Origin of the sequence: Anaerocolumna jejuensis DSM 15929 (assembly GCF_900142215.1) — a bacterium.
Classification (GTDB): Bacteria; Bacillota; Clostridia; order Lachnospirales; family Lachnospiraceae; genus Anaerocolumna; species Anaerocolumna jejuensis.
In genome coordinates this window covers 41,888-64,383 of sequence record NZ_FRAC01000035.1, presented here as the reverse complement: position 1 = coordinate 64,383, position 22,496 = coordinate 41,888, and the positions used below count along the sequence as shown (strand labels likewise).

General features: G+C 39.7%; 20 protein-coding genes. 12 read left to right on the top strand and 8 right to left on the bottom strand.

Annotated elements, in window-relative coordinates; translation table 11 throughout:
* Positions 1–425 (bottom strand): transposase (locus tag BUB77_RS25370; RefSeq protein ID WP_170866708.1); only part of this gene is annotated, 425 nt, incomplete at its 3' end.
* A gap of 402 nt (positions 426–827) precedes the next feature.
* On the opposite strand from BUB77_RS25370, the gene BUB77_RS25365 reads away from it, so the two are divergent.
* From BUB77_RS25365 to BUB77_RS25350, 4 genes are all read left to right on the top strand, one after another.
* A complete protein-coding gene (locus BUB77_RS25365) occupies positions 828–1,502 on the top strand; it encodes a hypothetical protein (RefSeq protein ID WP_073279974.1) in 675 nt (224 codons plus the stop codon).
* 115 nt (positions 1,503–1,617) lie between these two features.
* A complete protein-coding gene (locus BUB77_RS25360) occupies positions 1,618–2,103 on the top strand; it encodes a hypothetical protein (RefSeq protein WP_170866750.1) in 486 nt (161 codons plus the stop codon).
* Entirely contained in the window at positions 2,084–2,986 is a 903-nt protein-coding gene (locus BUB77_RS25355; protein WP_073279972.1) for an NUDIX hydrolase, read from the top strand. Before BUB77_RS25360 ends, BUB77_RS25355 begins: the two co-directional genes overlap by 20 nt.
* Before the next feature lie 513 nt (positions 2,987–3,499).
* A complete protein-coding gene (locus BUB77_RS25350; RefSeq protein WP_073279971.1) occupies positions 3,500–4,933 on the top strand; it encodes a M20/M25/M40 family metallo-hydrolase in 1,434 nt (477 codons plus the stop codon).
* 496 nt (positions 4,934–5,429) lie between these two features.
* Here BUB77_RS25350 and BUB77_RS25345 read toward each other — a convergent pair whose 3' ends face one another.
* The gene (locus tag BUB77_RS25345; protein ID WP_242962585.1) at positions 5,430–6,269 is read right to left on the bottom strand and encodes an AraC family transcriptional regulator; all 840 of its coding nucleotides are present in this window, start codon (positions 6,267–6,269) and stop codon (positions 5,430–5,432) included.
* Between the two features lie 241 nt (positions 6,270–6,510).
* On the opposite strand from BUB77_RS25345, the gene BUB77_RS25340 reads away from it, so the two are divergent.
* Positions 6,511–6,912, top strand: coding sequence for a hypothetical protein (locus tag BUB77_RS25340; protein WP_073279969.1), 402 nt, complete (start codon positions 6,511–6,513; stop codon positions 6,910–6,912).
* A gap of 196 nt (positions 6,913–7,108) precedes the next feature.
* Here BUB77_RS25340 and BUB77_RS25335 read toward each other — a convergent pair whose 3' ends face one another.
* Entirely contained in the window at positions 7,109–7,930 is an 822-nt protein-coding gene (locus tag BUB77_RS25335; RefSeq protein WP_073279968.1) for a DeoR/GlpR family DNA-binding transcription regulator, read from the bottom strand.
* Positions 7,931–8,543: 613 nt separating this feature from the next.
* Between BUB77_RS25335 and deoC the strand changes: the two genes are divergently transcribed.
* The 6 genes from deoC to BUB77_RS25305 all read left to right on the top strand — a co-directional run bounded on the left by deoC (position 8,544) and on the right by BUB77_RS25305 (position 15,295).
* Positions 8,544–9,209, top strand: a complete 666-nt coding sequence (gene deoC / locus BUB77_RS25330; RefSeq protein WP_073279967.1) for a deoxyribose-phosphate aldolase — start codon at positions 8,544–8,546, stop codon at positions 9,207–9,209.
* A gap of 189 nt (positions 9,210–9,398) precedes the next feature.
* A complete protein-coding gene (deoD, locus tag BUB77_RS25325) occupies positions 9,399–10,103 on the top strand; it encodes a purine-nucleoside phosphorylase (protein WP_073279966.1) in 705 nt (234 codons plus the stop codon).
* Between the two features lie 256 nt (positions 10,104–10,359).
* Positions 10,360–11,550 (top strand): BMP family lipoprotein, encoded by a 1,191-nt coding sequence (locus BUB77_RS25320; protein WP_073279981.1) that lies wholly within the window; start codon positions 10,360–10,362, stop codon positions 11,548–11,550.
* An 88-nt stretch (positions 11,551–11,638) separates the two neighbouring features.
* Entirely contained in the window at positions 11,639–13,165 is a 1,527-nt protein-coding gene (locus BUB77_RS25315; RefSeq protein WP_073279965.1) for an ABC transporter ATP-binding protein, read from the top strand.
* Between the two features lie 73 nt (positions 13,166–13,238).
* Positions 13,239–14,342, top strand: a complete 1,104-nt coding sequence (locus BUB77_RS25310) for an ABC transporter permease (protein WP_073279964.1) — start codon at positions 13,239–13,241, stop codon at positions 14,340–14,342.
* Positions 14,342–15,295, top strand: a complete 954-nt coding sequence (locus BUB77_RS25305) for an ABC transporter permease (protein ID WP_073279963.1) — start codon at positions 14,342–14,344, stop codon at positions 15,293–15,295. The genes BUB77_RS25310 and BUB77_RS25305 overlap by 1 nt, the downstream gene beginning before the upstream one ends.
* 126 nt (positions 15,296–15,421) lie before the next feature.
* Here BUB77_RS25305 and BUB77_RS25300 read toward each other — a convergent pair whose 3' ends face one another.
* From BUB77_RS25300 to BUB77_RS31075, 4 genes are all read right to left on the bottom strand, one after another.
* Positions 15,422–17,668: a DNA gyrase/topoisomerase IV subunit A gene (locus BUB77_RS25300; RefSeq protein WP_073279962.1), complete on the bottom strand. Its 2,247-nt coding sequence runs from the start codon at positions 17,666–17,668 to the stop codon at positions 15,422–15,424.
* Positions 17,669–17,820: 152 nt separating this feature from the next.
* On the bottom strand, positions 17,821–18,090 hold the full coding sequence (locus tag BUB77_RS25295; protein WP_170866749.1) for a hypothetical protein: 270 nt from the start codon (positions 18,088–18,090) through the stop codon (positions 17,821–17,823).
* A gap of 40 nt (positions 18,091–18,130) precedes the next feature.
* Positions 18,131–20,062, bottom strand: coding sequence for a DNA gyrase/topoisomerase IV subunit B (locus BUB77_RS25290; RefSeq protein WP_073279960.1), 1,932 nt, complete (start codon positions 20,060–20,062; stop codon positions 18,131–18,133).
* Positions 20,063–20,522: 460 nt separating this feature from the next.
* A complete protein-coding gene (locus BUB77_RS31075) occupies positions 20,523–21,005 on the bottom strand; it encodes a VanZ family protein (protein ID WP_408606439.1) in 483 nt (160 codons plus the stop codon).
* A gap of 273 nt (positions 21,006–21,278) precedes the next feature.
* On the opposite strand from BUB77_RS31075, the gene BUB77_RS30155 reads away from it, so the two are divergent.
* Complete coding sequence (locus tag BUB77_RS30155; protein WP_170866748.1) at positions 21,279–21,425, top strand: hypothetical protein; 147 nt, start codon at positions 21,279–21,281, stop codon at positions 21,423–21,425.
* An 80-nt stretch (positions 21,426–21,505) separates the two neighbouring features.
* Here the strand turns inward: BUB77_RS30155 and BUB77_RS25280 are convergent, their stop codons facing one another.
* Positions 21,506–22,210, bottom strand: coding sequence for a TrmB family transcriptional regulator (locus BUB77_RS25280; RefSeq protein WP_073279958.1), 705 nt, complete (start codon positions 22,208–22,210; stop codon positions 21,506–21,508).
* Positions 22,211–22,496: the final 286 nt, after the last annotated feature.

Here is a 22,496-nt window from a genome sequence, read left to right as displayed (position 1 = left end):
TCACGCATATGACTTTCGATATCTGTAGTGGTCATGCCTTTGGCATACATAGATATAATCTTTTCCTCCATGTCCTGGGTAACCGTATTTTGATACTTCTTAATAACCTGGGGTTCAAAATCCCCATTTCGGTCACGTGGAATTGCCACCTCCATATCACTATAAGAGGTATGTATGGTTTTGGAAGAATGTCCGTTTCTGCTATTATCGGTATCCTTATTCCGATAATCATACTTTGAATAGCCTAATTCTTCATCCAGTTCCTCGTCCAGAACACCTTCCAGCAGTACAGACATCATATCCCGCATAACGGAGTTGACATCAGTACCATTCTTGACTTGAACATCATTGTTTTTTAGATATTCCTTCATCAATTCTCTCATAGCCTGTTTCTGTGGTGATTCGTCTCGCGTTCTCTTTGACATTATAAAACCTCCAAACTGTTGTAATCATCTTACATCAGTTTGAAGGTTTACACAATCTTTAGGATACTCCCAAAGCCCATTAAAATACACGATATTTTCAGATTTTCAAATACATTTCCTGATTTCATTTGAAAAGTTTGGTGTGGCAAATTCATTATAATAGATATGACAATGTTGTAGGTACCGTTCCATTTTTAAAAGTAGTTGAATATATAAATTAATTTGTAAATGAATTTACATATGTACAAGTAATAATTAGTATAGTTGGTCTTGACAAATACATTCAATGATATTATCATATTGATAATAATAAATAAATAAATTATAACAGAATGTAAATAGCAGCATTGACTATAACAGAACATAAAAATCAAAATAATATTTATGGATGGTGATATAACGATGCCAAATTTAATCTCCAAGGATTTATATGATGAAACAATTGCATTCATAGAAGGGAAAAAGGAACCGGGCCTTTTATTAAAAGAAATGCAGAATTGGTACAGCGAGCGAGGAGTTATATTATATAATCTTTATTTTGAGAAAGACATATATAAAAATCACGACACATATGGTAAATATAATATTTGTATTTTAAGTGACTTATTCGAAGGCTTTTTTCGGCATGGAAGTAAGAAAAGTATTTATAAGGATAGCCTGGATAAATTCCTGCAAGTATGTAAATCTAATCACCTCTATCAGGATTATGAATGGGCAAATATTAGTTATCCGAAGCCGGGAATCTCAGGCTTTTATTTTCCAAGAATCTGGAGGGACGAAGTAATCCGTGAAGCAGGATTAAGCCTATGCCCCGAAATAGAGAAAAAATATGCTGAATACGGGGTGGCCAAGGTCGTTAACAGTGGATATGGAGTATATACCGTATTTTTGCGGGATGCTGCATTCGACGATAAATACGATAATTATCAGAGCAAAATTATAAATTATGTAAAAGAGTATGTTTTGAACTTTGATAAGCATCATTTGATTGTGGAATTGGATAGGATTGTTAAATTTGACAGGCTTAGTGTACTGGAAGAGGTGTATCAGGGAAACTTGTACTATTATTATAAATAGATAATGGAATAATCCCCAAGGAAGCAATAAAATTTATTCCGTATTAGTTAGAGTCATGGCCCGAGCCGGCTTTCAATGTATGTCTATGTTTTGAAAAGCCTATGCTAAGCTGAGGATGAAAGGATATTTAACGAATATGCAGGTCCAGAACAAGGAAATGAATTCAGGCAATAAGTTGAACAGAATAATGAAATTGATAAACTACTTTAAGAAAAAATCAAAAGAATCCTGTACATCAGCAGAAGAGGTTCATGAGAAGACAGCTCAAGATACCTGTGAAGCCTGCAAGGTCATTGGTGCAATGATAGCAGAAAAAAGGATAAAAGAAATCGTATTGCAGGAGCTGGTTGATATGGAGGAATTGAGTTTATTTGCGGCAAACTGTCAACCAAAAGATTTTGGTTACTGGATAGAGAGGGGAAATCACTATACCATGAATGCATATTTAAAATGCAGTAGATGCAATAAATATTATTATGTAGGATATTGTTTATATGGCAGTCCGATAATAAAAGAGGTTACAAAGGCAGATGCCTATGAAAGAGCAGCAAGGCTAGAATGGGGATATTTAGGAGGCTATTATGAAGAAAGAAAACAATGATGAAAAAGAATTTATAAAAGGTTATGATATTACAAAGTATGAAAGACCGTCTATCGCAGCTGATATTGCTGTATTTTCAATTATGCCGGATGAAAAAGATAATTACAGGAAGCTCCCGGAGCAAAAACTGAGATTGTTATTAATCCGCAGAGGGGCTCATCCTTTTCGTAATGACTGGGCGCTGCCCGGCGGGTTTGCGAGAAAAGGTGAAACGGTAAGGGAAACAGCAAGCCGTGAACTGTTTGAGGAGACGCATATCAAGCGAGCTTATATGGAACTGGTTGATGTGTACAGCGACAAGGACAGGGATCCAAGAGGCTGGATCATATCGAATACTTTTATGGCACTAATGGATGGAAACAAATGCAAGCATCGTGCTGGAGATGATGCCAGTGAGGCACAGTGGTTTGATATTGAGCTGGAGAAAGAGGCAGAAGAACGGAACTTTCTGAAAGGCGAGGATAGTATTGAAATTGATACAGTTTATTGCCTGAAGCTGTCTTGTGAAGATATTAAGCTTTCCAGCAGGGTGAAAGAAATTAAAAGTTATCAGGATTATCATGAATCTGTTAGTTACAACATACTGGAATCGGGTGGACTGGCATTTGACCATGCTATGATTATTGTATGTGCTTTGAAAAAATTGCGGGAAATTACAGAGATAGATGGAAGGATTACATTTAATCTGATGCCGGAGTATTTTACGCTGACACAATTGCAGAAGGCATTTGAAACCATACTGGATGAAGAGCTTTTGGCAGCTAATTTCCGCAGAAAGATAGCAGGGCTGGTAAATGAAACCGATAAAGTGCTTGAAGGTGCAGGGCACCGTCCGGCGAAACTATTTAAAAGAAATGTGGAAGCCTTTTATAAGAGCCGGTAATTTCTGTCTTAAAATTGATAAATTTGAAATCATCAGAGCCAGCCTGTTCAATCAAGTAATACATTATTTGTTCTCAAGTAATGCATTATTTGAATTGTAACTGATGTAAGAATATGGTAAAATAGCACTATGGAACAATCGTGTTGCAGGGTGTTTTGACCTTCATTCTCCTGGGAATGGGGGTGAGGCCTATGAAAAATCATTTTGATTTTAAGGATATACTGACTTTTGGTATATTTCTTTTGACATTGCTTACATTCGTTTTTACGTTTTGTAAGTAGTCATACATAGCAAAACCACCCTGATACTTTGGACGGTTCGGGTGGCGTTGCTTCTCATATAATCGGTCAAACCCCTAGTGGGCGGTTGTTCCTTTTCTAACTCCAATATAACACGCAATGTGTACTTTGTAAAGTATGAAATGAACGAGTCATGGCTGCAGAAAAGTCTTTGATGATATAATAAAATGATGTAGTAAGCGGAAGAATACATTTTAGGAAAGGAAATTTATAAATGGTTGGAATAATAATCGTTATAATTATACTTGCTTTTCTGGCAGTTATTTTCATCAGAGCCATGCTATTTAAGCCTGAAAAAACAGAAGGCATTGAGAAAGAGCAAATTTTAGTTAACAACAGCAAAATAATTGATGACATGTCAGCTATGATACGGTGTAAAACGGTGTCCTACCGTGACGAAGCCCTGATTGACCGTGAGGAATTCCGTGAATTCGAAGAATTATTAAAGAAAAGATTTCCAAGGATTCATGAGAAATGTGAACTGGAGAAGGTTGGAAAGACCGGCCTTCTATATTACCTCAAGGGCAAGTCTTCTGCAAAGCCATCTGTCTGCATGGCACATTATGATGTGGTTCCGGTAGAGGAAGCCCAGTGGAGGAAACCGGCTTTTGACGGGCTTGTGGAAGATGGATACATATGGGGGAGAGGAACTCTTGATACCAAAGGAACTCTTTGCGGAGTAATGGAAGCATTGGAACAGCTGCTTGCAGAAGGTTATATTCCGGAAAATGACCTCTACCTGGCTTTTTCAGGAGAAGAGGAAATCGCAGGAGACAGCTGTCCGGATATGGTAGCTCATTTGGAGAATAAGGGTATTAAGCCGGCGTTGGTTCTTGACGAAGGCGGTGCTGTGGTGGATCATGTATTCCCGGGAGTTACAGGAGAGTGTGCTCTTGTTGGAATCGGAGAAAAGGGCAGCGTGGATATGGACTTTGAAATGGAAAGCCAGGGCGGGCATGCCTCTACTCCTCCCGTTCATACCATTCTCGGCCAGCTTAGTGAAGCAGTGACCAAAATAGAAAAGCATCCCTTTAAACGTCAGATGACCAAACCGGTTCTGGAGATGTTTGATACCTTGGGAAGGCATTCTTCATTTGCCTATCGGATTATTTTTGCCAATCTCTGGTGCTTTGCACCGGTGTTGGATATGATTTGCAAGAAAGCCGGAGGAGAACTGAATGCCATGGTTCGGACGACGGTTGCCGTTACCAGAATGGAAGGCAGCAAGGCCTATAATGTTCTTCCATCCAAGGCCAGGTTCGGAATTAATATGAGACTTCTTGGAGAAGATACGATTGATTCTGCGGTAGAATATCTTAAGAAAACCATTGGAAATGATAAAATTAAGACTTCCCTGGTAAGTGGTATGAATCCCTCTATTTGCTCGGATACTTCCTGTGAGGAATGGCATAAGTTGAAAAAAGTAATCAAAATAACCTGGCCGGAAGTTGTGGTTTCACCTTACCTGATGATGGCTTGCAGTGACTCAAGGCATTACTGCCGGATTACAGACAGGGTATACCGTTTTTCTGCCATGCGCCTTTCCAAAGAAGAACGAGGCTTAATACACGGGCATAACGAGAGAATTCCCATTGCTGCCTTGCTTCAAACAGTCGAGTTTTATGTAAGGTTATTGAAGGAATTATAATAGAATGAAAATCCATTTGATATACTCCTAGTGATGGCATAGATGTAAATAAACAATTTGGGGCAAGGGAAGATACTAAGAAAAATACATAAAGAAAAATACATAAAGAACAATACGTCAAGAAAAATGTATCAAGAAAAATACATCAAAAAGAATACATCAAGAAAAATGCATCAAGAAGAATACGTCAAGAAAAATGCATCAAGAAAAATACATCAAGGGGAATGCATCAAGAAGAATACGTCAAGGCGAATACCACAAGAGGATATGCCAAGGTGAAGTTTGCACAGGCTATGATTTTGTCTTAATATGCAATAAAAATCCTGGGAATGCAGCTAAAGGCGAGGGCTGATATACACTCTGTCAAGCAGACAGATAAGTAAGCAACTTCAGCCCTACAGCCTTTATGGCTTTTTCGGAATTTTAAATTTAAAATCCTTGAGCCTTAAATACCTAAAAAACACAAATTAAATTACAGTCTTGTTAACTATCAAACTTATTTTACTGACACCGGAATCAATATTTCTACATAGCAGCTATCGGCTCCTTCATCCCAGGAGATATACTTTTCGATGGTAGGAAGTCCGGATTTTTGGTATTTGCTCTGAGGCAGAAACTCATTGTTAATACGATACCAGACATTGCCGAGAGTTTGTTCCGTGATACTGCCCTTTGCTTCAAAGCGGAGCCATGCAGCCTTGGGATATTCGTAAATATCAAAACCAGCGGCATCGGCCCCGTCCCATTCCAAACCGCACATATAGTCGTTGCTTCCATCTGGGCCAAAGCCAAAGCATAGCCCCAGATCAAAAAATCTGCCATAAAGCTCATTGATTTTTTCATTGCTTCCGTCGCTTTTTACAACTGCCCATGTACCGCCTCCGTAAGGAGCGGTTCTCCGTATACCGATTACCTTAAATGGTTCTTTTTCCAGGATGGTATAATTCATTTTCTCAACCCCCATAATATTTAATTCAAAATGCAATCTGCAGTAGAAGGTGAGAGTAACACTTGACGTTCTCACATCGGACGGAGAAAGGCCATGTAACCTTTTAAATGCCACCCGGAAAGAGTCCGGAGATTGATAGCCGTATTTCAGGGCGATATCAATAATCTTTTCGTCGGTATTTTGCAGGTCATAGGCTGCTAAGGTCAACCTTCGCCGTCTGATATATTCGGCAAAGGATATGCCGGTAATCTGAGTAAAGGAATTGTGGAATAAGGAAAAGGGGCAGGCAATTATCCTGCTGATATCCTCTTCCTCAATGTCATGACTTAAATTCTCCTCCACATAGTCAATTACGGAGTTCATTCTTCCTGTCCAATCTGATTGCATGGTTATCATCACCTCTTGGCTTCATTTTATCGTATACCACCCAGGTTTTCCCGATATTTTCTATATCAATTTTAACGTATGGAAAAGGTGTTTGTCTATAAAATAAAAATTCATTCTAAAATTCCTTGTTATCGCCCAAATGGAAATTAATTTTTTTTATTTTTCACAATTTTTTCACAACTGCCGGAAATACTAACGTAAGAAGGTTGTGCTTTGCCATTCAGGAAAGTGAGGAAGCTGAATGAATAAAATAAAGTTATGTGGTCTTGCTCTGGCCGGATTAATCTATTTGGCCGGATTTGGATCAATTACAGTAGAAGCAGCGGAGACAAATACTGAATCGGCAACACTGTCAGAGTTAAATAAGGATAAAAACAGCAAAGATGCTGCTTTTGATCAAAGAGTTAAAAAAGCTGAAACTGCCTGGCAATCCCTTACGAAACAGCAGAAGGAAGAAATCTATGCATTGTTGGAAGCAGAAATGAATGATGAAGCTAAGCTGTTGGATAAGATGGTAGAGTTTCAGGTATTGGATAAATCGGATGCGGAGAGATTTAAGGCTTTTAAAGTTCAAAAACTTAAAAATCTAAGAGAGAGTGGTGAATTCCCTCTCATGAAGAAGAGACCAAGAAAAGAGCAGTAAGATTTGCTTGCAGCAGTTGATAACGATTGTAATGGCAAAGTGTTAACCTTCTTAATATAAGAAACGCTGTGGAGTTAAGCCTTTAGCTTAGTTTTCACAGCGTTTATTTATTCCGTTTTATAATAACCCCAAAACCTTATAAAATTTGAGGTTAAGATTTAAAGCAGCCCATGGGTATATAACAGTAAAGCAGCCATTATTTACTGCCCAGTACGGTATATAATTTGATATTTTTAGACTGAATCATTTCCTTCCAGTAATCTGAAATGTTATCGTCCGTTATAATAGTATCAAAATCCGTCAGGCTTCCGAAGAAAGCCGGCTTTACCTGATTGAATTTACTGGAGTCAAACAGAAGTATTTTCTCGACGGAGGACTGCATAATTGCCAGCTTGGTAGGCACTTCATAATCGTATACACAGGTTATTCCAAGACTTGGATGAACCCCTGCCGCTGAGATAAAGGCTTTTGTGAACCTCATACTTTTTATCAGTTCAACGCCCTGTAAGCTTTCCACCATCTGTGTTTGGGGATGGTATTTACCGCCGGAAAAGATAAGGGTCAAATCTTCTTTTAAACGAAGGGAATTAAGAATATTCGCATTATAGCAGAGAACGGTGGCGTTTGTATCATCAGGAATGTGCTCGGCAAGCATTTCCGTAGTTGAACCGGTGTCAATCACGATAATATCGCCGGGATTAATCAAAGAAGCAGCAAAGGCACCGATACTTTTCTTTTCAATATCTCTGGCACTTTTTGCATTTGACAAGTCATAAGGGATGCTTAGATCATAGTCTGTACCCTCCCTGCCTTTAAAGGTAGGATTGTCGGTAGCAGGGTTATAGATAGCAGCGCCGTATACGTTATTAACAATACTATGCTGCTCCAAAACATCCAGGTCCCGGCGTATTGTCATCTCGGATACTCCTAACATAGCTGCGAGCTCTTTGACGGAGGCTCCGTTTTTAGTTTTGATAATGTCGATAAGCCGGTTAATCCGGTCCGTCTTCTTGCTCATTCTTAACTCCTCATTAACAATATAGTAAGGACATATAATCGGTGCTTTCAAAAGTTAGTAATAAACCATAATATTTTATGTTAGTATTATAACATTTTGTGGATATATATTCAACTAATTTCTGAATATCATAAAATTTGCTTTAACTAGAACAATCATGCTGTAAAAAATGTGAAAAGTGGCACAAAATTTTATTGACCGGCATCTATAAAAGTGGTAGTATAGAACTAAGAAATAAAAAGCATACTACATTTTTAATACAGATGTTCCTTTTGATTGTGTAAAGTGCTCTAATCGTATTCAATGTAATGAGTAAATATAGTAAACTTGTTGCAGGGCTGCCATGCTATATTGTGAATTATGAATGACAGTTCATTCGTCTTCCGGAAGAATGATATACACGAATAGGGCCATTGCCTTATCTGACATCTGTTTTATTTTACTTTCGTTTTACAAAAACCATTTACCGTAATGAAATTATTTGAGTATTTGGTTTAATATTTATGCATAAAACAGGGTAGTAAACTGGAATATTATTATGTGGGAATAGTAATTTTTCAGGCAAGTGGATTTGGATGTTCGAACAATTGGAATGTTTGGGAAAGAGGCCGATATGAAAGAAGTTGAAATGCTGCACTATGTAGATCATACGCTGTTAAAACCTGTAGCTCCGTGGGAAGATATTAAGCAATTATGTGATGAAGCCCTGGAATTTCAAACTGCATCCGTATGTGTTCCTCCCTGCTATGTAAGCCGTATTCATAAAGAGTATGGGGACAGGCTTACTATTTGTACCGTAATTGGGTTTCCTTTAGGATACAGTACAAAGGAGACAAAAGCCTTTGAATGCAGGCAGGCACTGGAAGATGGAGCAGCGGAGATTGATATGGTAATCAACATTACCGATGTCAAAAACGGCGATTATAAAAAAGCAGAGGAAGAAATCGCTCTGTTAAAACAGATAACAGGAGATAAAATTCTCAAGGTTATTATAGAAACCTGTTATCTTACTAAGGAAGAAAAGATAGCAATGTGCCATGCAGTAACCAATGCAAATGCTGATTTTATCAAGACCTCTACCGGATTTGGAACAAATGGTGCTACGTTAGAGGATATTTCTTTATTTAAAGAGCATATTGGTCCTCAGGTCAAGATAAAGGCTGCCGGCGGAGTTCGCTCCCTGGAGGATTTAAAAGCGTTTATTGAAGCTGGCTGCAGCAGAATCGGTACCAGCTCTGCCGTAAATCTGGTGAAAGGGCTGAAAGCAGAAGCCTATTAAGCCGGAAAAAGACATTATTAAGAGCTTTTCGGACAACTGATTAATAATTGAAAGTATTTCATCAAAGGAATTACGATTATTAAGAAAAGCAGCTTGTTTTTGTTACTTAACTCTGTATCGCTTCGATAGTATGTTTGCGATAGACAGATTTTATACAATGATTTAAAATATGCAATGAGGAGGAATACTATGAGTACACCTACACCGCATATAGCGGCAGGGAAAGGCGATTTTGCAAAAACTGTATTAATGCCTGGAGATCCCTTAAGAGCAAAGTTTGTAGCAGACAATTATCTTGAAAATGCGGTATTAGTTAACCCTGTAAGGGGAGTCAATGGATATACCGGAACCTATAAGGGTAAGAAGGTTTCCGTAATGGCCAGCGGAATGGGCATGCCTTCCATCGGCATTTATTCCTATGAACTGTATCGTTATTATGATGTGGACAACATTATCCGCATCGGAACTGCCGGTTCCATGCATAAGGACTTGAAGATCAGAGATATAGCCTTTGCCATGGGAGCCTGCACCAACTCAGCATATGCCAGCCAGTTTGAACTGCCTGGAACATTTGCGCCCATCGCTTCCTATGAACTTTTGCACAAAGCAATACAGGTGACAGAGGGAATGGGAATTCACTATATGGCGGGTAATTTCTTATCCTCAGATACCTTTTATGATGATTCCCAGGGTACGATGAAATGGGCTAAAATGGGAGTTCTCTGCGTGGAGATGGAGGCAGCAGCTCTCTATATGAATGCTGCAAGAACCGGCAAGAATGCACTTGCTATCTGCACCATTTCCGATTCACTGGTAACAGGAGAGGCTACCACGGCAGAGGAACGTCAGGAGAGCTTCCACGACATGATGAAGATTGCACTGGAAATAGCATAGTTCCTGAAACAGTATAAATCAGGAGCTGGATTAGCTCAAAGAATGCATCACTCTCAGACTGGGAATAGGTGTGAAAGAAAAGCACTTTCACACTCCATTATCTATGGCAGTACCGCAGACTTGTCTGTGGCATGCAATGGGAATAAGAATCAAAAGGACAGCATCGCCGTATCAGAGGAGAAGCTGCGAAATGGGATTGCTCAATAAGGGCAAAAGGTTTATGAAAAAAGAAAATTATTTAGGGAGGAATGAAAAAATGAAGTTATTCAAAAAGGCATTAAGCCTTGCTTTAACCTTGACATTAGTATTTTCATTAGCTGCATGCGGTACCAAGAGCAATAACGGTACCAAGGACAATACCGGAAATGGCACAGAAGCTACTGCTACACCGGAAGCAACCGCAACAACAGAAGCATCCGGTTCCGATCAGTATGAAATCGCATTAATTACCGATATCGGTACAATTGATGACAAATCCTTTAACCAGGGTGCCTGGGAAGGCGTTGAAGCTTACGCAAAAGAGAACAACAAGACTTATAAATACTACAAACCCACTGAAAAATCCGATGAAGCTTATGTAACAAGTATTGAACTTGCTATTAAGGGCGGTGCTAAAATCATTGTTTGCCCGGGATATATGTTTGAAGTTCCTGTTCATACAGAGCAGGCTAAGTATCCGGATGTTAAATTCGTTATCTTAGATGGTGTTCCTCACGAAGAGGGCTCTACAACAGCTGATGTTGCAGCTAACTCTTACTCCATCTTCTACGCTGAGCAGGAAGCAGGTTTCCTTGCAGGCTATGCAATCGTTAAAGAAGGTTATACGAAGTTAGGTTTCATGGGCGGTATTGCAGTTCCTGCCGTTATCCGTTACGGTTACGGATTTGCACAGGGTGCTGAATATGCAGCAAAAGAATTAGGACTTGCTGCCGGCAGTGTTGATTTAAAATACACTTATGTTGGTAACTTTGATGCTACTCCTGATAATCAGGCAAAAGCAGCTTCCTGGTATAACGAAGGAACAGAAGTAATCTTCGCTTGCGGCGGTGCTGTTGGTAACTCTGTAATGAAGGCTGCAGAAGCTGCCGGAAAGAAAGTAATTGGTGTTGACGTTGATCAGGCAACTGAATCCGATACCGTTATTACTTCTTCTATGAAGAACTTAAAGAAATCTGTTTCTGACGCTTTAGGAACCTTCTATACCAATGCATTCCCCGGCGGAAAATCCGTAACACTGGATGCTACGACTGAAGGTGTTGAACTTCCTATGGATACTTCCAAATTCGCCAAGTTCACAAAGGATGATTACACAGCAATCTATGATAAGATTGTTAAGAAAGAAGTTACTATCTTAAATGATACAACCGCATTGGATAAGGATGGTAAAGTAATAGCAGATGCCAGCGGACTTCCTCTTGAAAATGTTAAGGTTCAGATGGTGAAATAATTAGTTTTGGTTTAAAGACTGTGTAAAGCAATGAGGGTGCCTATATTGATAAGTACCCTCATTTTTAAAGAATGCTTAGGAGGACTGTATGGAATATGTCATTGAAATGAATCATATTACAAAAGAGTTTGGCAATTTCAAAGCTCTTGATGATGTAACGCTGTGTGTAAAAAAAGGGGAAGTCCATGCTCTTTTAGGTGAAAACGGAGCAGGAAAATCCACACTGATGAGCGTTTTATTCGGATTATACCAGGCGGAGCAGGGGGAGATAAAGATAAACGGAAATCCTGTTAAGATCAATAACCCCAATGATGCTAATAATTTGAATATCGGCATGGTACACCAGCATTTTAAACTGGTGCATAATTTCACAGTCCTTGAAAGCATCGTTTTAGGCCGGGAAACCGTAAATGGGGGCTTCCTTAAAATGGACGAGGCCAGAAAAAAAGTTGTAGAATTAAGCGAGCATTACAAATTAAAGATAGATCCGGATTCATATATTTCAGATATTACGGTAGGAATGCAGCAAAGAGTTGAAATATTAAAAATGCTTTACTGCGACAATGAGATTTTAATATTTGATGAACCGACGGCGGTATTGACGCCTCAGGAAATCGATGAGTTGATGAAGATAATGAAGAATCTAGTAGAAGAAGGCAAATCTATTATATTCATTTCACATAAATTGAATGAAATTAAGGCGGTTGCAAACCGCTGTACGGTACTGAGAAAGGGCAAATATATCGGTACCATTGATGTTGAGACAGCGACCAGAGAAACCATGTCTGAGATGATGGTAGGACGAAAGGTAAACTTCAATCTTGAAAAGGCGGAAGAAAAATTAGGCGATGTCACATTAAAGGTTGAAGGCCTCTCAATTATGGCCAAGGGCTCCCATAAAAAAGTAGTCAATGATGTATCCTTTGAGGTTAAAAGGGGTGAGATTGTATGCATTGCGGGAATTGATGGCAATGGACAGTCAGAGCTGGTATACGGTATCACTGGTCTGATGCCTCTTCAATCCGGAAGGATAGAGGTAAATGGAAAGGATATTACGAAGGATTCCATCCGAAAGAGGAGTCTTGCAGGAATGGCCCATATACCGGAGGACAGGCATAAGCATGGCTTGGTGCTGGATTATAACCTTCAGCAAAATGCAGTACTTCAGACATATTTTGAGCCAAGATTTCAAAGACATGGATTTATACGCTTTGATGCGGTAAGAGAGTATGCCAGGAAATTAATCAAACAGTATGATATCAGAAGCTCACAGGATGAAAATTCCATAACCAGAGGAATGTCAGGCGGTAACCAGCAGAAGGTTATCATTGCAAGAGAGCTTGACAGGGACCCTGACATAGTACTGGCTGTTCAGCCCACCAGGGGACTTGATGTCGGAGCTACGGAGTATATTCATAGGCAGCTGATTAAGCAAAGGGATAACGGAAAAGCAGTACTTTTGATATCTTTGGAATTAGACGAAGTTATGGATGTAAGTGACCGTATTCTGGTCATTTATGAGGGCGAAATTGTGGCGGATTTAGATCCGAAGTCGGTAACCGTACAGGAATTAGGACTCTATATGTCCGGTTCCAAGAGAAAAATTGCGAATTAATGCCGGGAGATTGGCTCTTTGTCCACGGAAGCTGTCACAAAGAGTTTGCCTATGAGCAGGAAAGAGGATATATATGAAGAAGCAGAAATTTGAGTTAAGCAAAGGCGGTAAGGATTTTTTAGCATCCATCGTAGCGATTGCCGCCGGACTTCTTTTCGGACTGATAATATTGCTTTTTAGTAATGCCAGACAGGCTTTCCCGGCCTTCGGAATGATACTAAAGGGCGGCTTTACCGATGGACTATCCGGTTTAGCGCAGGTGTTTTATCTGTCCACTCCCATTATTTTAACAGGCTTGTCCGTAGGATTTGCCTTTAAGACCGGACTTTTTAACATAGGTTCTTCCGGCCAGTTCACCTGCGGAGCCTTTGCAGCCGTTTACATCGGTGTTAAGTGGACCTTCCTGCCAGGTGGTGTACACTGGATTGTAGCACTTATCGGTGCCTTAATTGCAGGCGCGATCTGGGGAATGGTGCCCGGTATATTAAAAGCAGTTGCAAATGTTAATGAGGTTATTACTTCCATTATGATGAACTACATTGGAATGTATCTGGTAAATATACTGATTGTAAAATATGTATATGATCCAATAAAGAGCCAGTCAGTACCTGTTGCCAAGAGTGCTATTATACCCAAACTGGGCCTTGATAAGATATTTCATTCCAATAATATTAATATCAGTATATTTATTGCCATATTGGCGGTTATTATTATTTACATTGTGCTGAACAAAACAACCTTCGGATATGAATTGAAGGCCTGTGGACTAAGTCCCGAGGCAAGCCGTTATGCAGGTATTAATGCAAAGAGAAATATAATCCTCTCCATGACAATAGCCGGTGCACTTTCCGGTCTTGGCGGCGGACTTCTTTACCTGGCAGGCTCCGGTAAGTACCTGCAGGTTCTGGATGTTTTAGCACCTCAGGGCTTTAATGGTATTTCCGTTGCACTTCTTGGTATGTCCAATCCAATCGGCATTCTCTTTGCCGGACTGTTTATAGGGCACATTACCGTTGGCGGCAATAATATACAGCTTTACAATTTTGTGCCGGAAATTGTTGATATTATCATTTCCACTATCATATACTTTGGAGCATTTGCTCTGTTAATCAAGAGTTTGTTTGACAGATTCCGCAGAAGACCTTCTGAGGCTGCCGCAGTAAAGGAGGAAAAATAATGGATATTTTATATTTTATTGTACAGCAGACTATGTTTTTTGCGATTCCTCTTTTGATTGTTGCTTTAGGAGGAATGTTTTCTGAGCGAAGCGGTGTTGTTAATATAGCTCTTGAAGGTATCATGGTTATGGGAGGATTCTTCGGAATCGGATTCATGCACATCTTTGAATCCAGGATGAGCGGACAGCCTCTTTTACTGCTGGCACTTTTAGTCGCCGGCGTCAGCGGTGCATTGTTTTCGCTGCTCCATGCCTTTGCTTCTATTAACCTAAAGGCAGATCAGACAATCAGCGGTACTGCTCTTAATATGTTCGCTCCGGCCTTTGTCGTATTCGTGGCGAGAATGGTTCAGGGTGTACAGCAGATTCAGTTTAAGGATACCTTTCATATTAATAAAGTTCCGGTTCTTGGAAGCATTCCGGTAATTGGACCCCTCCTGTTCCAGAACTCCTATGTAACAACTTATGTAGGACTTGGAATTGCAATCCTTTCCGGTATTGTTATCAACAAGACAAGATTCGGTCTAAGGCTTAGAGCCTGCGGTGAGCATCCACAGGCAGCGGATTCCGTGGGTATTAACGTATATAAAATCCGTTATGCCGGAGTTATGATATCAGGAGCATTGGCAGGTATCGGAGGACTTGTATTTATCGTACCTACTTCCACCAACTTTAATGCCACTGTTGCCGGTTATGGTTTCCTTGCCTTGGCCGTTTTAATCTTCGGACAGTGGAGAACCAATAAGATTATCGCAGCAGCATTTTTCTTTGGTATCATGAAAACCTTAGCTTCTGCTTATTCAGGAATTCCGGTAATAAGGGATCTTCCGATCTCCAATGAAATATATAAGATGATTCCTTACATTGCTACGCTGGTAATCCTCGCCTTTTCTTCAAAAAATTCTCAGGCACCGAGAGCAGAAGGTATTCCATACGATAAGGGAAGCAGATAACTATATTTGGAATGGAAATATTAGACGTGAAAAAGGCCGGTTACCTAACCGGCCTTTTTAGTTCAGATTTAAATCTTTCTTCCTGTATTAATGAATCATACCTTGTGTTATTGGAAGATTCACATATTATAATTGCGCTTTCTGTCCTTTTTGTCCTCTTTTTCTTAAGCGGACTTTTTTTACGCTTAATTCTTTCTCTTTGTACAGGAAGACCTCATCTGTTGCTTTAGGGATGACTGTCAACACTACGGAGTCTGCTTTATCCATTTCAATCGATTTTACACCACGCCCAGTCTTTTTCATTTCAGGTATTTCAGCTAATAAGAATCCAAGGGACAGGCCTTTTTCTGTGAGGATAATAACCTTTGAATCTTTTGCCAGAGCTTCTCCGGCCGATAACATAATTATATTTACGATTTCATCCTCCGGCTCTAGTTTGGTGGAGGATATGGAAGTTCGGTTGGTCTCGAATTCAATACCGGATACAAGTTTAATATAGCCTGCTTTGGTGGAGAATACCAGCTGTGATTCGAAGAGCTGTTCGAAGGAGGTATAGGTGAGGATGTTTTCTTTGTCTACCTTGCAAAGGGTGTGTATAAGAGCTCCCTTATCTTTGATCTTGCATTTGGGTATCTGGGCAGCCTTAACCTGATACATATTTCCTTCCGCTGTGAAGAGGCAGAGCTTATCCGTATTTTTACACAGTATGATGTGAGGATATTCATTTAGAGTATCCTCTGATAATCGGGAATAGGAGACTGTATCAATGGACTTGGTATACCCGAATCTGTCGATAAGGATATAGATATCTTCTATCTTTACCTCTTCTACATAGTCTACGTTTGTAATAGAGGTTAACATCGTCCTTCTGGGAATGTTAAATGCCTTTTTGTAATCCTTCAGGTGATTTTTTATGACTTTATAAAGCTCTGAGGAGTCGCTGAGGATTAATTTGTATTCGTCGATGCTTTTCTTTAAGGCATCATTCTCTTCGTGTAGTTTCAGGATTTCCAGTCCGATTAAACGGCTTAGGGGCATGGAAAGAATAGCTTCTGCCTGGCGTTCTGTAAAGTCAAGGGTTTTTGCCTGCTTTTCAGAAGCTTTTGATTTAAATTTAATATCCGTAATATCACCTTGGATAAGACATGCTTTCGCTTGTCCAATGGAAGAGCTTCCTCTTAATATTTCAATTATTAAATCAATTACATCGGTAGCCCGGATTAAACCGTCTACAATTTCCAGCCTGTTTTCCGCCTTTGCAAGAAGGTGTTCATATTCTTTGGTATAAAGCTCCTCCTGGAAGACAACAAATTCCTTCAGCAAAGCTTTCAGAGAAAAGGTGATAGGCTGCTGGTCTTTTACTGCCAGCATGTTAACACCATAGGTATCTTCCATTAGGGTCTTTTTATAAAGCCCGTTCAGCAGATTCTCAGTATCCCTGTCTTTTTTTACTTCAATAACGATACGGATGCCTTCTTTTGAAGATTCATCCCGTACATCATAGATTTCATCAAAAACCTTGTCCTTCATAAGGTTGACAAGATTTTCTACAAGCTTCGTTTTATTGCCGGCTACGGTATAGGGTATTTCTGTAATAATGATATTCTTACGTCCATTTTCACCGTTCTCGATTTCTGTTGCGGCGCGAAGGCGTATCTTACCTTCACCGGTTTCGTAAATATTTCTAATATCCTCCTGATTGATAATAATGCCACCGGTAGGAAAATCAGGGCCGGGAATGTATTTCATAAGCTTTTCCAGGCTGATGCCGGGATTATCAAGATATGCAATGGCACCGTCAATTACTTCGGCAGGATTGTGGGGAGGCATATTGGTTGCCATACCTACGGCAATTCCGGTAGTGCCGTTGATTAAAAGGTTTGGAATCATGGCAGGAAGCACTACCGGTTCCTTTTCGCTGTCATCAAAGTTGGGGATAAAGGGTACCAGGCCTTTTTCCAGGTGGTCGAGCATGGTCATGGCACCTTCTGAAAGCCTCGCTTCCGTATAACGCATGGCGGCACTTCCGTCGCCGTCAATGGAACCGAAATTACCATGACCGTCTACCAGAGGGATGGACATGGAGTAATCCTCTGTCATACGTACCAGCGCATCATAGATGGAACTGTCTCCGTGAGGATGATATTTACCCATGGTGTCACCGACAATACGGGCACTTTTACGATGGGGCTTTGCAGGGTCCAGGCCTAGCTCCCTCATGGCATAGAGGATTCGCCGCTGAACCGGTTTAAGCCCGTCCCTTACATCGGGAAGAGCTCTTGCAACAATAACGCTCGTGGCGTAATCTCTGTAGGAATTTCTCATTTCCTCCGAATAATCCAACTGTATAATATTTTCTGTATTTTGTTTCATGATTACACTCAGTACATATCACAGGCTTACCTGGGATACTGCCACAATATAAATTGTGAAACAAGTTTCACAGAATGAAAGAATTTGTATGTGGCTTCCTTTCCTATCTGATTTTTCTTTCACTCTTACCGATATGATGCCACTTTTTGGCATCACAAACAATGCTGGAATAAAGACGTTTTTTCTTCACACTTGCTCCCATTGCATAACGCAGGCAGGTCTGCGGTACTGCCATAAATAATGGAGTGAAAGCGCTTTTCTTTTACACTTGCTCCCATTGCATACCGCAGATCTGTCTGCGGTACTGCCATAAATAATGGAATGTGAAAGCGCTTTTCTTTCACACTTGCTCCCATTGCATACCGCAGGCAGGTCTGCGGTACTGCCATAAATAATGGAATGTGAAAGCGCTTTTCTTTCACACTTGCTGGCATTATGCTATTTTAGGGAATAATTTTCATACTATATGTCAAGCTTTGCATATTTTGCCTCTTCTATAATAAAGCTTCTTCGGGGAGGAACATTGTTGCTCATCAGGATGGAAGTGATTTCATCGGCTTCCACCGTATCGCTTATGCTTACCTGGGCAAGGACTCTGGTTTCCGGATTCAGTGTGGTTTCCCAAAGCTGGGAGGCATCCATTTCACCGAGACCTTTATAGCGCTGAAGGCTTACTATTTTGTTTTCTTTTATAGTACGGAATTTCTCCAGTTCAAAGTCATTAAATAAATATTCCGACTGCTTCTTTTTCTTAGACTTCCCGGCAGCTTCGTATTCAACTTTATATAAAGGCGGCAGTCCTCTGTAGACCTTCCCTTCCAGAATAAGCTCCGGCATAAAGCGGTAAAAGAAGGTAAGAAGAAGAGTACTTATATGGGCGCCGTCCACATCCGCATCGGTTAAAATAATAATCTTTCCGTAGCGGAGCTTGTTGATATCGAAGTCATCACCGATTCCGCAGCCAAAGGAGGCAATCATGGACTTAATTTCATTGTTAATCAGAATTTTTTCCAGAGAGGATTTCTCAACATTTAATATCTTTCCGCGCAATGGAAGTACAGCCTGGGTGCGGCGGTCTCTGGCAGTTTTTACAGTACCGCCGGCGGAATCTCCCTCCACAATGTATACTTCACATTCCTCGGGTTTTTTGGAGGAGCAGGAGGCCAATTTTATCTTGGCATCCGAATCGGAAATTTGCTTTAGCACAGCAAGCCTTGCTTTGTCTCCGGCCTTTCTGGCATTATAGGATTTCATGGAGTTATCAATAATCCGTTTTAGAACTTCTACGTTTTTATCAAAGTAGCGCTGGACTTCGGAAGAAAAGACTTCATCAACTGCACTCTTTGCGTCAGTGTTACCAAGCTTTGTCTTGGTTTGTCCCTCAAATTGTGGGTCTGGATGCTTGATAGAGATAATGACTACCAGACCGTTCCGAATATCTTTACCGTCCAGATTCTCGTCTTTTTCCTTTAAGGTACCAAGTTCTCTGGCATACTGATTGATTACTCTTGTGAGAGCTGTTTTAAAGCCCGTTACCAGGGTGCCTCCGTCCACTACATTAATGCGGTTGCAGTAAGCATTAATCTGCTCAGTATAGGAATCGGTGTACTGAAAAGCTACTTCCACTTCAATTTCACCGCTTTGTCCGCAGATATAGATAGGCTCTTCATGAATTACGGTGCTTTCCCTGTTTAGATAGGATACGAAGCTTTTGATACCGAATTCTTCCTGATAAATGGTTTCTTCCCCGGTAACTTCATCGAGAAAGTTAATGGCAAGGTTTTTGTTCAGGTAAGCTACTTCCTTTAGCTTTTTCTTTATCGTATCAGCCTTAAATTCCACGGTTTCAAAGATGGTATTATCAGGATAGAAGGTGACCTGTGTTCCGGTATCACTTTTGTTGCATTTTCCGATAACAGGCAGCAGGCCGTCTACAAGTGAGGTAACAGGATGACCGCCGTTGCTGTATTCATCCTGATAGATTTTGCCGTCTTTACGGACCTCTACAATCATACGCCTGGAAAGTGCATTTACAACGGAAGCACCTACACCGTGAAGTCCGCCGGATACCTTATAAGCAGTGCCGCCAAACTTACCGCCCGCATGGAGAATGGTATAAACAACTCTGGCAGTGGGGATTTTTTTGGTTGGGTGGATATCGACAGGGACACCTCTGCCATTATCCCTTATGGTAATTCCTCCATCCTTTCTTAGCATTACATTTATCTGGGTGCAAAAGCCTGCCAGATGTTCATCAATTCCGTTGTCAAGAATTTCCCATATCAGGTGATGAAGACCGCGTGAGCCCGTGCTTCCGATATACATACCGGGACGTTTTCTGACAGCTTCCAACCCCTCCAATACTACAATCTGACTTCCGGTATATTGTTCCATACATTTATTTCCTTTCGTAATCATCAATTAGAGCTATTCTAACATATTTGGAGCTGAAAATCCAGTGATTTGACTATCTGCCCGTGTTGGGCACAGGAAGGGTATTGTTGTTTTTTTCTAGATTAAGTTCATACATATTATGCATAAGGGCTTCTCGTTCATATTACGTTTGGTTATTTAAGAGAGTAATATGTATAAAAATGGTCATTTTTTGCTTTTTATGAATTGCTTGCGATATATCTAGTGAGACACATTTACTTAAATGAAATTTATTAATGTAAAATATTATGTATTAAAAATAAGACTCTTAATTTGCAGATAAATTAGTAGATCAATTATAAAACTTTTATGTTAGCACAATGATCATATCAAAGCAGGAATGTTGTAATGTCATGAAATGATAAGAGACGTGTGAAGGGAGACTTTCAAGTCCAGTTCCGTAAAAACTAGGTGTGAAATTTTATATATAGACTACTAATATGGATCTTATAAGTAATTGTATTATTATAATTCCAAGTAAAATTATTTCTCTTTTTGTTATCCCCTGAGGTATTTTATTTATTTTTCCACTACCTTTAAACATTTTATCCATTAAAAAAGTGGCTAATGGGCAAAACAACATATAAAGCAAACATCCAACGATGCCCCCTAGAGTATTAGAGATCAAATCTGTAACATCAAAGCTTCTCAAACCACTATATGAAAAAAATTGAAAGGATTCAATTATGAAGCTGAACCCGAACGTATATTCAATGGTAGGAAAAAAATTCTTCTTATATATAAATGGAACCAATATGCCGAAAGGAATCATCATAATAATATTCAGAAAGAGCTCCCTTGTAGCTCCACCATGCCCCAGCAGAAAATCATTGAATGGAATTAAATTTATATTTGCTGATGACATTTTAAGATTAATAAAAGGAATTGGTATTACAAATGGCATCAAGGTGAAATATAAAGTAAAACAAATATAAGTATATAAAGTTGATTTTAAGAACAAATATCTTCTATTACTTTTCCACCTAGGAAAAAGGCAAATAAAATATATTAGTATCAAACTGATTAAATCAAATAAATCAAAATATTTGTACATAAAATATCTCCTAGCTCTTTCTTTGCCATAACAATAATTTACAAATGAATTAAGGGTTCACCAAATTATAGCATGCTATTATGAAATAAACCAGACAGTCATAAATATGTAAGCAGATATTCCATGGGTAAGCATCAGAGCATGGGAATTGCTCAAATTATTATTCTAAATCCTGCCATTGCAGGTAAGTTAACATTTTTAATAGTTCCCACTAATCATCCTAATTTGAATATGGATTCTGATGAAGCAAAAAATGCAGAAGAGGGATAAGATTTGTATTGGTGTTTGAGTGATGTTTATTATAATTTCTGAGAACAGGGATAATAAAAAGGAGCCTAACCCGCAGAACTTTACCGATCCGGTTCCTTTTCTTTTAACTGCAGCAAGGTAATTTCGTTTTGCAGCATTTCCTTAAATACATCCACCAGATTCTGATTTTTCGAATAAAGGCAGGTAGAAAAGTCCCTATCCGTTATCTCTCCGGTTAATACTTTGCAGGAATCAACAATAAGTCTTACCTGCCGTCCGACCTGATCCTTCGTGTATATAGTGGCACCTTCAAGCCCCATGGGACTGTCGGTCAGAACTACAACTTTTTTCTTTTGTTCAATCAGCTTTTGTACATCTTCTCTTATAATATCCAGTATATCGGAGGAGACGCTGATGTAGATGCGGCTTTCGGTCTCGTTTAACATGTTGCGAAGCTTATTTATAATGTGCTCCTCACCCTTGATCGTAACATATCCGTCTGCTTCCTTTTTTCTTTCCGGAAGGTTTGAAATTATTTTCTCCTGGATGCCTTTTAATTTATATATGATATTATTGCTGAATTCTTCAAAAGCCACAGCAGTATATTTTGTGACATTACCTTCCATTATATAAGCAGCCCCTTTTTCTACCAGTCCCGCTAATGCGTTGTAGGTGTTAGAGCGCGAAATACCAGTGAGCTTTGCAACCTCATAGCCGGTGAGCTCACCGTTAATCTGAAGTGTCAGATAAATGGTCGATTCCTGTCGGGTTAGTCCAAAGGACATAAACTGATCAATTAATTCCATGGTGCTATCCTTCCTGTAATGGTATCAAGTATAAGTTTATACTTATTATCAGAAAAAGTAAATAGAGCAAATACCTTTCGTAATTTTCTCGTTCGGGGTTCCGAATTCAACTAAAATGCCGGCAGCTGTTCCTGGCAGGTGAAATTATACCAAACTCGCTGGAAGGTTGTTTCGGTGTGGAGCTGTGAGCTCAGACAGTGGTATAATTTTACCTAGGAATAGCTGCTGCCCTTTCAGTGTCATTAGGGAACTCCTCAATAGAAAATTACGAAAGGTAAGCCAAAAT